Here is a 16,132-nt window from a genome sequence, read left to right as displayed (position 1 = left end):
ACCAGCGGAATTTTTCATTGCGCAAGCAACCATCGAGAGCCCGCAGGCGTCAAGAATTGCGCCGGGCAACACGCCGTGCGACCACAAGCAACAATGCGACGAACAGAATGATCGCCGCGGGAATGTCATTGAAACGTGCATATAGCGTCGGCGGGATGGCAGCCGGTAATCTGGCATCGAGCACGCCTTCGATGCCAAGGCCAAGTTCTGCGACAATCCGTCCCGCCGGATCGATGACCGCGGAGATGCCGGTGTTCGCTGCGCGAACAATGGGCAGGCCCTCCTCGATCGCGCGCAGCCGCGCCTGCTGTAGATGCTGGTAGGGGCCGGTCGAGATTCCAAACCAGCCGTCATTGGTGACGTTGATGATCCAGCCCGGCCGGTCGTCGTGGATGTCAATGTCATCAGGGAAAATCGCCTCGTAGCAGATCAGCGGCAGTGCGCGCGGCGCATTTGGGATGTCAAGCGCGCGACGCCGCTGGCCGGCGATGAATCCGCCATGGACCTTGGTGAGCTGCACGAAGCCGAGCTTTTCCATCAGGTCCTGAAATGGCAGATATTCGCCGAACGGCACCAGGTGCAGCTTGTCGTAAACCGACAGCACGCTGCCGTCGTGGTCGATCACATAGATCGAATTATAGGCGCGCGTGATGCGGACGCCTGGCGGCAGATCCGGGGCGCGCACCGAGCCGGTGATCAGCACGGTGCCTTGGGGCAGGAGCTCGGCGATCTGTGCCATCGCGTCGGCCTCGCGCGTCAGGAAAAACGGAAACGCCGATTCTGGCCAGATCAGGATGCTGGCATCGCGCACACCAGTGGATTGCGGGCCGGAGGCGCGATCGGAGAGCGTCAGATATTTCTTCATCACCGCCGCTTTGGCGGCGTAGTTGAATTTGACGTCCTGCTGCAGGTTTGGCTGCATGATGCGCAGCTTGACGTTGGCGACCATCGTGGTCGGCAGCCGCGACAGCCGCACCGCGCCGAAAACCAGCATGGCCGCGAGAACGACCAGCGCTATGACCGGCACCCGCCACAGCTTTCGGTTGGATGATTTGCCATCGATCAAGACGGCCGGGCTTGCGAAGATTGCGAGGCTGAGGAACGTCATGCCCCAGAGCCCGATCAGCGATGCGGTCTGCGCCAGCGCCAGTGGTTCTGACAGCGCATAGCCGAAGGCGTTCCAGGGAAATCCGGATAGCACATGGCCGCGCAGCCATTCGGCGATGGTCAAGCTCGCTGCGAGCGCCAGCACGCGGAACCCGTCGGGAGTCCAGAGCAGGCGCGCCAGCGCAAAGCCGAGCGCGGGAAACAGTGCCAGATAGGCGGGCAGGCCCAGTATCGCAAACGGCAACAGCCAGGCGAAAGTCTGCGCATCGACCAGGAAGGCATAGCCGATCCAGTAAAGCCCCGGCACGAAGTAGCCGAGCCCGAACCAATAGCCGGAGATTGCCGCCGCCGGGATGCCGCGCCACTTTCCGGCGCCTGCGCCGTCAATCAGCCAGACCGCGACCGGGAAGGTCAAGAACAGGATCGGCCAGGCGTTGAACGGCGCCATCGCGAGCGAGGATAGGGCGCCGGCGACGAGTGCGATGACGGCGCGCTTCCATCCCCAGGTCAGGATGATCGAAAGCCCGGCCGCGCGGAGTTGATCGGAAACCCTCACTGCGGGGCGGCTCCGTCGCCGGAGGGCGGAGGCGCGGTGTCGTTGGCCTGCGGGCTGGCATCGGCCTGAGGGCTGGCATCGGGCGCGGCCTCGCTGCGGCGACGGCTCTCGCGCTCCTTGCGCGGGACGTTGCGTTCCTTGCGGGTTGCGATCCGCACGCGCTTCACCCGTCGCGGATCGGCGTCGAGCACTTCGACCTCGAAATTGCCGGGCCCGGAAATCAATTCGCCGCGCACCGGCACGCGGCCGACAAACGACACCAGATAGCCGCCGAGCGTCTCGACTTCCTCGCCGGCTTCGCCCGTGACGAAGTCTTCGCCGATCACCGAGCGGACATCATCGAGGCTCGCCCGCGCGTCGGCGATGAACGAGTTATCCGGCTGGCGAACGATCGACGGCGGCTCATCGCTATCGTGCTCGTCGTCGATCTCGCCGACGATTTCCTCAACGAGGTCCTCGATCGTCACCAATCCGTCGGTGCCGCCATATTCGTCGACCACCAGCGCCAGGTGAATACGCGTGGCCTGCATCTGCACCAAGAGGTCGATCGCGCGCATCGACGGCGGCACATAAAGAAGTTTTCGGATGATGCTGGCTTCGTGAAGCGGCAGCGCGAGATCGACCGCGCGCAGGTCGAGGCCGGCGGGCAGCGGCTTCTTGCGCCGCGTCTTGCCGGCGTCGCTGACGCGCGCTCTTGCGGTCATGAACGCAAGCAGGTCTCGGATGTGCACCATGCCCTCGGGATCATCGAGGGTTTCGTTGTAGACCACGAGGCGCGAATGCGCGGCGCTTTCGAACAGGCTCATCAATTCGCCGAGCGGGATGTCGCGCTTCACGGCGACGATGTCGGCGCGATGCACCATCACGTCGGCGATACGCCGCTCATGCAGATTGAGGATGTTGCGCAGCATGGTGCGCTCGACGGCGGAAAAGTTCACGTCATCGGGCGTTGACGCGTCGAGGACCACCTGCAGGTCGTCGCGAACCGATCCTGCCTTCCAGCCGAACAAGGTGCGGATCGCGCGCAGCAGCCAGCTCTCCGCTGCGGGACGTTGTGCCTCCTCCGGCACCACGGCCGGCAGGTTGCGCACATCGCGCGGATTGTCGTGGGTAGGTTCGGAGTCCGCCATTTCAGTCCATCCGCTCCCGGTCCGCATACGGATCGGGAATGCCGAGCTGCGCGAGGATTTCGCGCTCGAGATTTTCCATTTGCTCGGCGTCGTCGTCGTTTTCGTGGTCGTAGCCGATCAGATGCAGGAAACCGTGCACCGCGAGGTGGCTTAAATGATGGTCGAACGGCTTCTGCTCCTCGTCCGCCTCCCTGCGCGTCGTCTCATAGGCGATCGCAATATCGCCGAGCATGCGCGGGGCATCGTCCAGCCCCTGAGCGCCCTTTGGCTGCAACGCCGGGAACGACAGCACGTTGGTCGGCTTGTCGATGCCGCGCCAATTGTTGTTCAGCGTCCGAATTCCGGAATCATCCGTCAGCATCACTGCCAGTTCGGCCTCGCCGACATCGGCCTCGGTGATTTCGGCGGCGGCCTCGATGGCGCGATGGATCACCGCTTCAGTATCAGGCTCGGTCTGCCAGCAATCGGCTGTGACCAGAACCTCGGTAGCGGGGAAGGCGGAAGACACTGTCGTTCCAAAAAGTTGTTGTTTCTAGGCGTTGTGGTTGCGGCCGGAACCCGCTTGCGGCAGGTCCGTGAGGCCGGCTCATGACATCAAGATTTGGCGGCGACTTGCCGTTGTGGCAATCCCTCATAGGCGGCGACGATCCGTGCCACCAATTCGTGACGGATCACGTCCTCCGCGGTGAAGCGCACCTGCGCGATGCCCTCGACGCCTTCCAGCAGGCTCACTGCCTCTGCCAGCCCGGAGGCCTGGCCGTGTGGCAAGTCGACCTGCGAGGGGTCGCCGGTGACGATCATGCGGCTGTTCTCGCCGAGCCGCGTCAGGAACATCTTCATCTGCATCGAGGTGGTGTTTTGCGCTTCATCCAGGATGATGACGGCATTGGTCAGCGTGCGGCCGCGCATGAAGGCAAGCGGCGCGATCTCGATCTCGCCGCCCTGCAGTGCGCGCTCGACGACGCGCGCATCCATCAGGTCATAGAGCGCGTCATAGATCGGCCGCAGATAGGGGTCGACCTTCTCGCGAAGATCGCCAGGCAGAAAGCCGAGCCGTTCGCCGGCCTCCACCGCGGGCCGCGACAGGATGATGCGATCGACTTCCTTTCGCTCGAACAATTGCGCGGCATAGGCGACCGCAAGCCAGGTCTTGCCGGTACCGGCAGGCCCGACGCCGAACACCAGCTCGTGCCGCTTCAGCGCGCGGATGTAGGAATCCTGCGCGGCGGTGCGTGCCCGCACCGGGCGCTTGCGTAAGTTGATGGTCTCGAACGAGGGCTTTGCGGTCTTGGCGTCGAACTCGAACAGCGAGCCCTGCGCGATCACGGCGCGGATCGCGCCTTCGACGTCGCCTTGCGAAAGATCATGCCCTTGCGTTGCCTGGCCATAAAGCGTCTCCAGCACGCGTCGTGCGGCGTCGCAGCCGTCGCGGGAACCGGCGATGGTGATCTGGTTGCCGCGGGAGTCAACGACGACGCCGAGCCGGCGTTCGACCTGCGCCAGATTCTGTCCATAAGGGCCGACCAGCGCGGACGCGGCGCGGTTGTCGTCGAAGTCGATGACGACCTGGGTCTCTGGAGGGATCGGCATGTCGCGGTCAGGTTTGCGGCTGGGAGCAAGCGATGGTGAATCCGATGCGCTTTTTGGCAAGGGTTCAGGCTCCAATGGTCGTCTGCGAAAGAGCGGATGACTGAGGCCGCGCATGACGCGGGGCCAGCTCGCCGAGCAGGCTGTAGCGCTCAAGGCTGTCGATCCTGACCGGCAGGACTTTCCCGACGATGTCCGATGATGCCATCACGTGCGCGGGCTGCAGATAGGCAGTACGGCCGACGATCTGGCCGGGATTGCGCCCGGCGCGTTCGAACAGCACATCGACCGTGGTGCCGATCGCAGCCTTGTTGAAGGCCGATTGCTGGCTGTCGATCAAGTTCTGGAGGCGCTCCAATCGCTCGTCCATTTCCGCCGCTGGCACCATCTCCTGCATGTCCGCCGCCGGCGTGCCGGGCCGCGGCGAATATTTGAACGAATAAGCCGCAGCGTACCCTATTTGCATGACAAGCGCGAGGGTCGCAGAAAAATCTTCCCTACTTTCGCCGGGGAAGCCGACAATGAAATCCGAAGAAAAAGCAATGTCTTGGCGTACCGCACGAAATCGGTCGATGACGCGGCGGTAATCATCGGCGGTATGTTTGCGGTTCATGGCTGCCAAGATTCGGTCCGAACCGGACTGTACCGGCAGGTGCACGAACGGCATCAGCGCCGGCAGGTCACGATGCGCCTCGATCAGACTGTCCTCGACATCGCGCGGATGGCTGGTCGAATAGCGCAGGCGCAGCACGCCGGGGATGGCGGCGAGCCGCTCAAGCAATTTGCCGAGCGGCCAGCTTCGTCCATCCGGCCCTTCGCCGTGATAGGCGTTGACGTTCTGCCCGATCAGGGTGATCTCGCGCACGCCGTTATCGGCAAGCCGCGCCACATCCTCGATGATCCTCGTCACGGGACGCGAGACTTCTGCGCCACGCGTGTAAGGCACGACGCAGAAGGTGCAGAACTTGTCGCAGCCTTCCTGCACGGTGACGAAAGCTGAAATGCCGCGCGAGCGGATCGCGTCGGGCTTCGGCGGGGCCAAGAATCCGAACTTGTCCTCGACCGGGAATTCGGTCTCCAGCGCGCGGCCTTCCGCTTTCGCCTGCTTCAACAGTTGCGGGAGATGGTGGTAGCTCTGGGGACCGACCACGACGTCGACGGTCGGCGCGCGGCGAATGATCTCCTCGCCTTCGGCTTGCGCAACGCAGCCTGCGACCGCAATTTTCACGTCGCGCCCCTGGCGCGCGGCGTCGTCCTTCATCACGCGCAGCCGCCCGAGCTCGGAATAGACCTTTTCCGAGGCCTTCTCGCGGATATGGCATGTGTTGAGGATCACCAGATCCGCTTCGTCGGCGTTTGCCGTCTCGACAAAACCCTCGCCGGCCAGCGTATCCACCATGCGCTGCGCATCGTAGACATTCATCTGGCAGCCATAGGATTTGATGTGCAGCTTGCGCGGCGGCGTCATGGAACCTGCTTGCGGTGGAAAGGAGCGCATCGGGGCGCAGGGCTCAAATATAGCCTAAAGCCGTCAAAATCCAGCTTTTGGGCCCGCCATTCCGGGGCAATGCGCCAGCATCGAGCCCGGAATCTCGAGATTCTGGGTCTGGTCCTTCGGACAATCCCGGAATGATGGCTCAGGTTGCGGCGACGATTGCACCGTTTTCGATCAGCCCGGGCAGTTCCCGCATGTCCGCAAAGGTCATTGTGGCGCCGGCGGCGCGCAGCGTCTCGGCATGGCCGGGCCCGCAATGGCTGCCGCCGCAGAAGCCGAGCACCGCCATCCCGGCGGCGCGCGCGGCTGTGATGCCGGGGAGGCTGTCCTCGACCACGAGACAGCGTTCGGGCGCCACCTTCATCTGCCCGGCCGCGAACAGGAAGAGATCGGGCGCCGGCTTGCCGTTCTTGACCTGCAGGGCTGAAAAGATGTTCGGTGCAAATCGTTCGTAGAGGGCGGTGCGACCAAGGCTGACGCGCATGCGTTGTGGTGAGCCGCTGGACGCCACGCAAACGGGCTGCGCGATCTGGTCGAGCGCGGCATGAATGTGCGGCACCGCCTGCAGATCGGCCTCAAAGGAACGGAACAGCTCGTCCTGCAATTGCGTGTGATAATCATCTGGAAGGCTGCGGCCGAGTTCGGCCTCGATTTCGAGATTGGCCTGTCGTGTCGAGCGACCGAGGAAACGATCGAACACCTGTTCCGACGTGATCGGATAGCCGTGACGCGTCAGGACCTCGGCATGCGCGCGACACGAAATGACTTCGCTGTCGACCAGCACGCCATCGCAATCGAAGATGATGAGATCAGGATTCAATTCAGACTACGATTTATCTTCGTCCAGCGGGACGCAATACAGTTCGAGTCGGTGGTCGACCAGCTTGTAGCCGAGCTTGCGGGCGATCTCCGCCTGCAGTTTCTCGATCTCTTCGGACGTGAATTCGATCACCTTGCCGTCGCGCAAATTGATCAGGTGGTCGTGATGGCTGTCGGGCATCTGCTCATAGCGCGCGCGGCCCTCGCGAAAGTCGTGGCGCTCGATGATGCCAGCGTCCTCGAACAGCTTTACGGTGCGGTAGACGGTCGAGATCGAGATCTTGTCGTCGACCGCGACGCAGCGCCGGTACAGCTCCTCGACGTCAGGATGATCCACGGATTCGGCCAGCACGCGCGCGATGACGCGGCGCTGCTCGGTCATGCGCATGCCGGTCGCGGCGCAGCGCGCCTCGATGCCGGTGTTCTTCATCGCAGACGAGGTTTTCAGCGGAGCCATGTTTCTTCAGCCTAGAAGGGCAGGGCGGGACTGTTCTGCCACCGCCCGCATGTTACGACAAGTCACGGCGCATCAGAAGCGCATTCAAATGTTCCCCACCGGGCTGCTTGTAATAGCGTTCACGGCGACCGACGACGGCAAATCCGGCCCGTTCATAGAGCCGTCGCGCCGGCTGGTTATTTTCCTCCACTTCGAGGAAAACAGTGCGCACGCCGCGGCCAGCAAGATGGCCCAGATGCGTCAGCAACAAATTGCGCGACAGGCCGCGGCCGCGCTGGCTGGAATCGATCGCGATCGACAGGATTTCAGCTTCGTCCGCTCCCATCCGCGATACTGCAAAGCCGATGATCTTGCGCCCGAGCCGCAGCCGATGCACCAGCGTGTTGCGCTCGGCGAGCATTGCCTCGAATTCGCCTTCGCCCCAGCCGCGATGAAACGAGGCGCCATGTAGCTGCGCCAAACGCGGTGCATCGCGCACAGTCGCGGCTTCGACCGCCGGCGTGCCGCGGCTGAGCCATTCGGAAAGCCAGGCCATCATGACGCGGTCGATTGCGCGATGTCGAGCAGCGGATTGGCCGGCGGCTTTGCGTCCGGCGCGCGCAGATAGAACGGCCGCGCCGGCGCCGCTTCGGGGCTGACGGCCGCGCCGACCCAGGCGACCCAGGTGATGTCGGGCGCGGCCTGGGTATCGATCTTGAACGGCGGCGCCGTCTCCGCCGGCCAGCGGTCGGCGAGGATTTTTGCGGCATTGCCGACCAGATGCGGTGTGCCAAGCTGCGCGGCCTTGATCGCCTGCTCGACCGGCGCCACCTTCGGCTTGACCAGCGGGCTGCCGTCGCCGCTCACCACCTGGAAATAGACATGGTCATGCCGCGCATCGATCGCGGAGATGATCGGATGCTCGCCGTTCTCGGCGACGACAGGCGCGGCATAAGCGGTCAGCGTGGTGACGCCGACGACGGGTTTGCTGGCGGCCAACGCGATGCCGCGCGCCGCCGACAGGCCGACGCGCAGTCCGGTGAAGCTGCCGGGACCGGTGGTGACGGCAATGCGATCAAGCGCGACGAAGGCGATGCCGCTCTGCTTCATCACCCGCGCGATCACTGGCATCAGCGCTTCGGCATGCCCGCGCTTCATCGGTTGCGATTCCAGCGCGAGCGGCTTGCTCGCGGTGGTGTCGAGCACGGCGGCAGAGCAGGCGTCGAGCGCCGTATCGATGGCGAGAATAATCATGGAGCGAATGGCAATTGGCGAATGGCGAATGGATGGTCAGGCGCGATCCCTATTCGCCATTCGCCACTCACTATTCGCTCTCCTTACATCGGGCGGACTTCGACCACATCGGGGACGAAGTGCCGCAGCAGATTCTGGATGCCGTGCTGCAGCGTCGCGGTCGAGGACGGGCAGCCGGAGCAGGCGCCCTTCATGTTGAGATAGACGACGCCATCCTTGAAGCCGCGGAAGGTGATGTCGCCGCCGTCATTGGCGACCGCAGGCCGCACCCGCGTCTCGATCAAGTCCTTGATCTGCGCGACGGTGTCGGCATCTTCGTCATTGAAGAACTCGTCTTCCTCATCGAGCGAATCGTCGCCATCGACACTGCCGTCGGCGAGCAGCGGCGCGCCGGACATGTAGTGCTCCATGATCGCGCCGAGGATTGCGGGCTTCAGATGCTGCCAGTCGCCGTCGGCCTTGGTCACGGTGACGAAGTCGGAGCCATAGAACACGCCGGTGACGCCGGGCACGGCGAACAGCCGTTCGGCGAGCGGGGAGCGGACGGCGGCTTCAGGTGTCGCAAATTCCATGGTGCCGCTCGCGAGCACGGTGCGGCCCGGAATGAACTTCAGGGTGGCGGGATTGGGGGTAGCTTCGGTCTGGATGAACATTTGTTTTCTCCGGCGTCGCCGGTTCAAGGCCGGCGCGTGGGGTTCCCTTAGCAGATGGCGACGGCGAACGCACGGATCAAGGCGGGAACCGTCGGTTCCGACGATTGATCAAGGGGTTACGATAGCGAATCGATCTCTTCGTCGGTCAGTCCGCCGGGCACGATGGTGACGGGAATCGGGAACTCGCCCATGATCTTGGCCATGGTGGTGATGATCGGACCCGGGCCTTCCGGCCCCGGATTGGCCGCCAGCACCAGGATCGAGATGTCCTCGTCCTTGTCGATGACGTCGAGGACCTGCTCGGTTGGGTCCCCCTCGCGAATCACCCGCTCGGGCGTGATCGCGGCAATCCCGTTGGCGCGCCCGGCGGCGCGGTCGAGCGCCTCGTTTGCCGCTTCCTCGGCCTCGGCACGCATGATGTCGGCCACCCCGAGCCATTGCTGGTTCTGGTCCTCGGTCTCGATGACGCGCAGCATCACGACGCCGCCGCCGACCCGGATCGCCCAGCGGCTGGCGTAGTAGACGGCGCGGTCCCATTCGGCGCTGTCGTCAACGATGACAAGGCATTTCGGCTTGTGACCAGATTCGTAGCTTCGTCGCTGGGTGGTCATGCATGTCCCGGTGCATTATTGCCAAGCAGACTTATGCTGCCACACCCCCTCGGCTTTTGGGAGAGGGTGCGAGAGCAATCGATGTTGATCGCCTATCGCTGCCGGATGAAGCCGACGACGTCCTTCGCGGCGCGCATGGTTTCATCGGCGATCACGCGGGCGCGGTTGGCGCCGTCGACCAGGATCTGATCGACATGGCCGGGGTCGGCGACCAGCCGCTTCATTTCGGCCGCGATTGGCGACAGTTTCGCAACGCAAACGTCCACCAGCGCGTTCTTGAAGCTGGAGAACTGGCCGCCGCCGAAATCCTTCAGCACGGCCTGCTTGCTGATGCCGGCGAGCGCTGCGTAGATGCCGACGAGATTGTCGGCTTCGGGCCGGGCCTCCAGCCCCTTTTCCTCTGATGGCAACGGCTCCGGATCGGTCTTCGCCTTGCGGATCTTCTGCGCGATGGTGTCGGCATCGTCGGTGAGGTTGATGCGCGAATTATCAGAGGGTTCCGACTTCGACATCTTCTTGGTGCCGTCGCGCAGGCTCATCACCCGCGTCGCCGGTCCCGTGATCAGCGGCTCGGGCAGCGGGAAGAACAGGCCGTCGGCAAGGCCGTGGCCGCGGATCGAGTCGCCGAAGTCGTTGTTGAACTTCTGTGCGATGTCGCGTGACAGCTCGAGATGCTGCTTCTGGTCCTCACCCACAGGCACGTGGGTCGCGCGATAGAGCAGGATGTCGGCCGCCATCAGCACCGGATAGTCGTAGAGACCGACGGAGGCGTTCTCGCGATCCTTGCCGGCCTTCTCCTTGAACTGGGTCATCCGGTTCAGCCAGCCGATGCGGGCGACGCAGTTGAAGATCCAGGCAAGCTCGGCATGGCCCGCGATCTGGCTCTGGTTGAAGACGATGTGCTTCTTCGGGTCGATGCCGCTCGCAATGAACGCCGCGGTCACCTCGCGGGTGTTGCGCGTCAGCTCCGCCGGGCCGCCCCAGACATCAACGCCCTGCGTGATCGCGTGCATGTCGACGACGCAGTAGATGCAATTGTGCGTCTCCTGCAGCTTGACGAAGTTGACGATGGCGCCGAGGTAATTGCCGAGGTGCAGATTGCCCGTCGGCTGGACGCCTGAAAAAACCCGTTCCACGAACGCCATGGTGTCAATTCCCGGAAAATGCCGCTTCGGCGGGGTCGTTTGCCATTTTGGAGCTATCGGCGCAAGTCAGGCGGGACGGTCTTGCCTGATCGCGGCGACTGCCTCGCGCCAGCCGATCACGCCGAACAGCTTCAGGAACAGGCCGTAGCTCGCCATGGCGGCCAAAATCACCGCGAACAGCAGCACGGCCTGCGCCGGCCCGCGCGATCCCGCGGCCAGCGGCGCGAACTCCTGCAGAAGCCACAGCAGCGCGCCCATGGCGAGCGCCGCCAGGCAGATGCGCGGGAGCCGATCGCGGGCCTCCGTGTCGATCGCGAAGCCGAATGTCGCGCCGCCCTTCCGGATCAAATAGAGCGCGTTGCTCCAGGCTCCCAGCGTGATGCCGGCAGCGATGCCGCGCGTGCCGAAAGAGTGGCGGAGCAGGAACGCGGCGACGATCGCCACCACAATGGCGGTCAGCGCGCCCAGGAGTGGCGTGCGGGTATCCTCGCGGGCGAAGAAGGCCGGCGACAGCGCTTTCACCAGCACATGCGCGGGCAGGCCGAGCGCAAGCCAGGTCAGCGCATGCGCGGTGGCCGTGGCATCGTGCGCGGCAAACGCGCCGTGCTCGAACAGGATCCGCACCACCGGGGCGCTCAATACGATGAGGCCAAGCGTCGCCGGTAAAGCGAGTCCGACCGCCAATTCCAGGCCGCGCGATTCCACGCGCGCGATGGCGGTTCGGTCACCGCTGTGCAGCGCGCGCGTCATTTCCGGGATCAGCACCGTGCCCATGGCGACGCCGACGATCCCGAGCGGCAGTTCGATCAGGCGGTTGGCAAAATAAAGCCAGGAGACCGCCGACGGCGATTTGGAGGCGATCACGGCGCCCGCCACCATCAGCCATTGCGGCGCGCTGCTTGCGATCATCCCGGGGACGGCCTTGCCGAGGAAGCCGCGCATGTCCTTGTCGAAGGAGATGCGGAGCGGCGTTGCCGCGCGGCCGCCGCGCAGCACGAGGATCGACAATTGCAGAAGTCCCGCAAGGCCGACGGTCGCCGCGACGACCATCGCGGCATGCGCGGCATCCCCCCGCCATGTCAGCAGCACGGCCATGACCGCGATCAGCGCGATGTTGAACAGCAGCGGCGAGAATGCGGTGAGCGCAAAGCGCGCTTGCGCGTTCATGAGCCCCATCATGACCGCGACGGGTCCGGCGAAGGCAAGATAAGGCAGCATCAGCCGCGCATTGTTGACGGCAAGGTCCAGCGTGTCGCGGCCGACAAATCCCGGCGCCAGCGCCGCGATCACCAGCGGCATCAGCAAGCCGATCAGGACCGACGCCACGATCAGCGCGGCGCTGATGGTCCCGAGCACGCGACCGGCGAAGGCCGCGGCGGCCGCTGCGCCTTCGGTCTCGCGCAGGCGGAGCCACGCCGGTATCAGCGCGGCGTTCAGCGCGCCCTCGGTCAGGAGCCGCCTGACCACATTGACCATTTGAAAGGCAACCAGGAACGCATCGGCAACCGCGCCGGCGCCCAGCAGCGCCGCGATGATGGAATCGCGGGCAAAGCCGAGCAGCCGTGAGGCCAGCGTTCCCGAGGAGACGGTGAGGAAAGAGCGGATCATATGACTTCTATATAACAGCCACCTGGCTTGCTGGCGCCATGTTGATCTGGTACGGCGCAGCCTTCTCAATCGCTCGAAGGATGGATAATGGCCGACGCAAAATATGACATTCTCGGGATCGGCAACGCAATTTTCGACGTCCTGGTGAGGACCGACGAGGCGTTCCTCAGCCGTCACGGCATGGCCAAGGGCAGCATGGCGCTGATCGACGAGGCCCGCGCCGGCGCGATCTACCAGGACATGGGCCCAGCGACCGAGATGTCCGGGGGCTCGGCGGCCAATACCATTGTCGGCGTCGCCAATTTCGGCGCCCGTGCGGCCTATGTCGGCAAGATCAAGGACGATCAGATCGGCCGGCTCTATGCCCATGACATCCGCGCCGCGGGCGTCGCATTCGAGACCAGGCCCGCCACCGATGGCCCCGCCACCGGCTGCTCCTATATCCTGGTGACGCCGGATGGCGAGCGCACCATGAACACCTATCTCGGCGCCGCGCAAGATCTGACGCCGGCCGATATCGATGAAGCGCAGATCGCGGCGTCCCGCATCGTCTATCTCGAAGGCTATCTCTGGGATCCCGCGAGCGCCAAGCAAGCCTTCGTCAAGGCGGCAACGATCGCGCATGCCGCAGGCCGCCAGGTCGCGCTAACCTTGTCGGATTCCTTTTGCGTCGATCGCTATCGCGACGAATTCCTCGAATTGATGCGCAAAGGCACGGTCGATCTGGTGTTCGCCAATGAGGCCGAGCTGCGCTCGTTGTACCAGACCGCCGATTTCGACAGCGCGCTGAAGCAGTTCCGCGTCGATGCGAAACTCGGCGTCGTCACCCGCAGCGAGAAGGGCTGCGTGGTGGCAGCGAAGGACGGCGTCACCGCCGTGCCGGCGTTCCCGATCGAGCAATTGGTGGATACGACCGGCGCAGGCGATCTCTTCGCCGCCGGCTTCATGTTCGGCCTGGTCCGCGATGCCGGCTATGAGAATGCCGGTCGGCTCGGCGCACTCGCAGCCGCAGAGGTGATCCAGCATATCGGCGCGCGCCCGCAGACGTCGTTGAAGGAGTTGGCGCAGCAGAACAGATTGCCGGTTTAGCTCCCTATTGCTCGTCACGATTCTTTCCGTCGTCGTTGCGAGCGCAGCGAAGCAATCCACGTCTCCACAAGCGGCGCTATGGATTGCTTCGCTATGCTCGCAATGACGCGGGAGGCTTCCTGATTCAATTGTCAAACAGCTCTCCGCTGTCGTCGTCCGCCACCGGGTCGGCCGAATGGCCGCCCGATGACAGGCTCTGGCGGATGATCCAGTATTCCAGAGGCGGTCGTGCTTGAGCCGAGAGGCCGCCGGATACTGGATGCCCTGCCTTCGCGGGGCATGACGGTGGAGTGTGAGGAAAGAACGTGCTTCCGCATTCTCGCGGCATGATGTGTCCGAGGTTTGCATCTCGTTCCACCCTCTCATCGAACAGAGGGCGCAGGGAAAGCCGGGTGCAGGTTGCACCCGTGGGTCCCGTGCAACAAAAAGCACGGGGGTAGGACCACAGGTTCAACCGAAGCATTCCGGCTTTCCCTGCGCGATGGTTTACGGCTTACTTCGTGCTCTCCTTGGTGACCGGGCTTTCTTGCCACCATCGCCTCTCGCGCGGATTTCTTCGCGCAAAAAAACTTAGCGCCAGCGTCGGGGCGCCAGGACCACACGACTTCGCCGTCCGTGATGTGCGTGCTCGTCAGTCACACCCATCACGTCCACCGCATCTCACCGCAACGTTCGTGACGATCGCGAGCCGCCCCTCATCCGCCGTGAGACGCGCGGAGTTAAATCACTGATTTGCCCGACGACGGAAGCGGAATGTTTTTCCTGCGAGGGGTGGACCGGGCAAATCATATTGATTGGCTTAAAGAAAATCCCGCCAACGATACGACGCCGTCATGCCCGGGCAAAAGCGCGAAGCGCGTCTTCGCGCAGATGCCCCGGGCATCCACGTCCTTTGCCTCCGTGCACGGGAGAGAACGTGGATGGCCGGGTCAAGCCCGGCCATGACGGAGGAGAGGATTGCGCAATGCGTCCCACTGTCATTCCGGGGCGATGCGAAGCATCGAGCTATGATGTGCAATTGCACATCAGAGAATCCATTTCTCCGCCTCCGCTCGCGGCTCGATAGATTCCAGGCTCGCGCCAAGAGGCGCGCCCGGAATGACGGCGGTGATTGTGGCCCCGCGAGCGGGCGGCTGATTGCGCCGGGGTGGTACAGTCAAAATTCCTGTAACCAGCGGCAGATAGGGAAGACGGGAGCTCGACAATGGCCGACGTTATTTCTGGCGTTAGGATCCCCGATAGCAAGATCGCCCGCGAGGCCGCCGAACTCGTGCGGCAACATGAAACCGAGATGTTCGCTTTGAGCCACCTGCGGCGAGCGCGCGGCGGATCATGCTTTTCGCCTTCGCTCTTGGCGAAGGCGAAAAGCTGATTTCACCCTACGTCATCACGCCGCCCTCTTGCCGCTGTCGGCGTCGAGGCCGGCATAGATGCCGCGTTCGAAGCCGGCGAAGGCTTCCAGGCATTTGCCGTCGGCGAACGGCAAGAGCTGCATCAGGATCACGCCGGTGACATCGCGCGCCGGATCGATCCAGTAATAGGTGTTGGCGAGGCCCGCCCAGGCGAGGCTGCCGGCGCTGCGTCCCTCCGGCGTCTTCGCAGTGTTGATGAGGAAGCTGAGGCCCCATTTCTTGTCCATGTCCGGATAGAGATCGACATGGTTGGACAAAGTGAGATCGGCCGAGACCATCTTGGTGACGTTCAGGTCGCCCATGTGGTTCTGGCCCATCAGCGCCACCGTCTCCGGCTTCAGCACCTGGTTGCCGTTGCCGCGGCCTTTGCCCAGGATCATCCGCGTGAACTTGATGTAGTCGCCTGCAGTCGAATAGAGGCCGCCGCCACCCATATGGAATTCCGGCTCCTGCTCGAGCTCGAACGGGATCGGTGCCAGCGTCCCGTCGGGGGCTCTCGCATGCATGCCGACAAGGCGCTGGCGCATCGCATCGGTGATCTTGAATCCGGTATCGCTCATGCCGAGCGGCGCGAACAGGTGATCCCGCAAGTAGGCGTCAAGCCGCTTGCCGCTCGCCGCCTCGACGGCCTTGCCGATGAAATCGATATTGATGCCGTATTCCCAGCGCGTGCCGGGATCTGTCGTCAGCGGCAACTTCAGCGCATCGTTCTTGCAGGTGGTGACGGCGGGCATCCCGGTTTTTGCGAGATACTTGCCCATGTCGTCGTTCCACATGTGGTAGCAGAAGCCCGCTGTGTGGGTCATCAGGTGGCGCAGCGTGATCGGCGTCCTGGCCGGCCGCAGCTTGGGCTCGCCGTCGGCATCGAAGCCTTCGAGCACTTGCGGTGAAGCCAGATCAGGCAGCACCTTGCCGATCGGTTCGTCCAGCGAGAGCTTGCCCTGCTCGACCAGTTGCATCGCGCCTGCGCTGGTCACCGCCTTGGTCATCGAGGCGATCCAGAACACGCGGTCCGTCGTCATCGCATCGTCTTTGCCGAGGTCGCGTTTGCCGAACGCGTTCTCGTAGATGATTTCGTTGCCGGTCGCAGCAACCGCGATCACGCCAGGGATTTCCTTCGCGTCGCATTTCTGACGGAGAAGCTGATCGATCTGAGCTTTGCTCTGCATGGGGCTGCCTCCTGATTGTTGTTGTGGAAGCTTGATCTTCTTACCGTGTGGCGCGTCCCGC

Annotated in this window: 15 protein-coding genes; 1 reads left to right on the top strand and 14 read right to left on the bottom strand. The window is 63.8% G+C overall.

The window, feature by feature from the left end; translation table 11 throughout:
* Nucleotides 1-49 precede the first annotated feature (49 nt).
* The 13 genes from lnt to murJ all read right to left on the bottom strand — a co-directional run bounded on the left by lnt (nucleotide 50) and on the right by murJ (nucleotide 12,401).
* Nucleotides 50-1,663 carry an apolipoprotein N-acyltransferase gene (gene lnt, locus ACZIRK_RS07420; RefSeq protein WP_130227493.1) on the bottom strand — a complete coding sequence of 538 codons (1,614 nt, stop codon included), beginning with the start codon at nucleotides 1,661-1,663 and terminating at the stop codon, nucleotides 50-52.
* A complete protein-coding gene (locus tag ACZIRK_RS07415; protein WP_165435334.1) occupies nucleotides 1,660-2,793 on the bottom strand; it encodes a hemolysin family protein in 1,134 nt (377 codons plus the stop codon). The genes lnt and ACZIRK_RS07415 overlap by 4 nt, the downstream gene beginning before the upstream one ends.
* A gap of 1 nt (nucleotide 2,794) precedes the next feature.
* On the bottom strand, nucleotides 2,795-3,301 hold the full coding sequence (gene ybeY / locus ACZIRK_RS07410; RefSeq protein ID WP_130227491.1) for an rRNA maturation RNase YbeY: 507 nt from the start codon (nucleotides 3,299-3,301) through the stop codon (nucleotides 2,795-2,797).
* A gap of 86 nt (nucleotides 3,302-3,387) precedes the next feature.
* Nucleotides 3,388-4,443: a PhoH family protein gene (locus ACZIRK_RS07405; RefSeq protein ID WP_035692414.1), complete on the bottom strand. Its 1,056-nt coding sequence runs from the start codon at nucleotides 4,441-4,443 to the stop codon at nucleotides 3,388-3,390.
* Between the two features lie 4 nt (nucleotides 4,444-4,447).
* The gene (gene miaB / locus ACZIRK_RS07400) at nucleotides 4,448-5,848 is read right to left on the bottom strand and encodes a tRNA (N6-isopentenyl adenosine(37)-C2)-methylthiotransferase MiaB (RefSeq protein WP_130227490.1); all 1,401 of its coding nucleotides are present in this window, start codon (nucleotides 5,846-5,848) and stop codon (nucleotides 4,448-4,450) included.
* A 169-nt stretch (nucleotides 5,849-6,017) separates the two neighbouring features.
* On the bottom strand, nucleotides 6,018-6,695 hold the full coding sequence (locus tag ACZIRK_RS07395; RefSeq protein ID WP_130227489.1) for an HAD family hydrolase: 678 nt from the start codon (nucleotides 6,693-6,695) through the stop codon (nucleotides 6,018-6,020).
* A 6-nt stretch (nucleotides 6,696-6,701) separates the two neighbouring features.
* Complete coding sequence (locus ACZIRK_RS07390) at nucleotides 6,702-7,151, bottom strand: Fur family transcriptional regulator (protein WP_028168421.1); 450 nt, start codon at nucleotides 7,149-7,151, stop codon at nucleotides 6,702-6,704.
* A 52-nt stretch (nucleotides 7,152-7,203) separates the two neighbouring features.
* Nucleotides 7,204-7,689, bottom strand: a complete 486-nt coding sequence (gene rimI, locus ACZIRK_RS07385; RefSeq protein ID WP_028168420.1) for a ribosomal protein S18-alanine N-acetyltransferase — start codon at nucleotides 7,687-7,689, stop codon at nucleotides 7,204-7,206.
* Nucleotides 7,686-8,384, bottom strand: coding sequence for a tRNA (adenosine(37)-N6)-threonylcarbamoyltransferase complex dimerization subunit type 1 TsaB (tsaB, locus tag ACZIRK_RS07380; protein ID WP_463327116.1), 699 nt, complete (start codon nucleotides 8,382-8,384; stop codon nucleotides 7,686-7,688). Before tsaB ends, rimI begins: the two co-directional genes overlap by 4 nt.
* Before the next feature lie 83 nt (nucleotides 8,385-8,467).
* The gene (locus ACZIRK_RS07375; RefSeq protein ID WP_028168418.1) at nucleotides 8,468-9,037 is read right to left on the bottom strand and encodes a NifU family protein; all 570 of its coding nucleotides are present in this window, start codon (nucleotides 9,035-9,037) and stop codon (nucleotides 8,468-8,470) included.
* 116 nt (nucleotides 9,038-9,153) lie between these two features.
* The gene (locus ACZIRK_RS07370) at nucleotides 9,154-9,648 is read right to left on the bottom strand and encodes a universal stress protein (RefSeq protein WP_028168417.1); all 495 of its coding nucleotides are present in this window, start codon (nucleotides 9,646-9,648) and stop codon (nucleotides 9,154-9,156) included.
* Between the two features lie 92 nt (nucleotides 9,649-9,740).
* On the bottom strand, nucleotides 9,741-10,793 hold the full coding sequence (gene trpS, locus ACZIRK_RS07365; RefSeq protein ID WP_028168416.1) for a tryptophan--tRNA ligase: 1,053 nt from the start codon (nucleotides 10,791-10,793) through the stop codon (nucleotides 9,741-9,743).
* A gap of 66 nt (nucleotides 10,794-10,859) precedes the next feature.
* A complete protein-coding gene (gene murJ, locus ACZIRK_RS07360; RefSeq protein WP_130227487.1) occupies nucleotides 10,860-12,401 on the bottom strand; it encodes a murein biosynthesis integral membrane protein MurJ in 1,542 nt (513 codons plus the stop codon).
* Between the two features lie 87 nt (nucleotides 12,402-12,488).
* Between murJ and ACZIRK_RS07355 the strand changes: the two genes are divergently transcribed.
* The gene (locus ACZIRK_RS07355; protein WP_463327115.1) at nucleotides 12,489-13,490 is read left to right on the top strand and encodes an adenosine kinase; all 1,002 of its coding nucleotides are present in this window, start codon (nucleotides 12,489-12,491) and stop codon (nucleotides 13,488-13,490) included.
* A gap of 1,387 nt (nucleotides 13,491-14,877) precedes the next feature.
* Here ACZIRK_RS07355 and ACZIRK_RS07350 read toward each other — a convergent pair.
* On the bottom strand, nucleotides 14,878-16,071 hold the full coding sequence (locus ACZIRK_RS07350; protein ID WP_130229488.1) for a serine hydrolase domain-containing protein: 1,194 nt from the start codon (nucleotides 16,069-16,071) through the stop codon (nucleotides 14,878-14,880).
* Between the last annotated feature and the right edge of the window lie 61 nt (nucleotides 16,072-16,132).

The sequence above is a fragment of the Bradyrhizobium sp. Leo114 genome (genome assembly GCF_055229415.2).
Note: the sequence above shows the minus strand (reverse complement) of the source record. Positions and strands in the feature narration are given on the sequence as shown.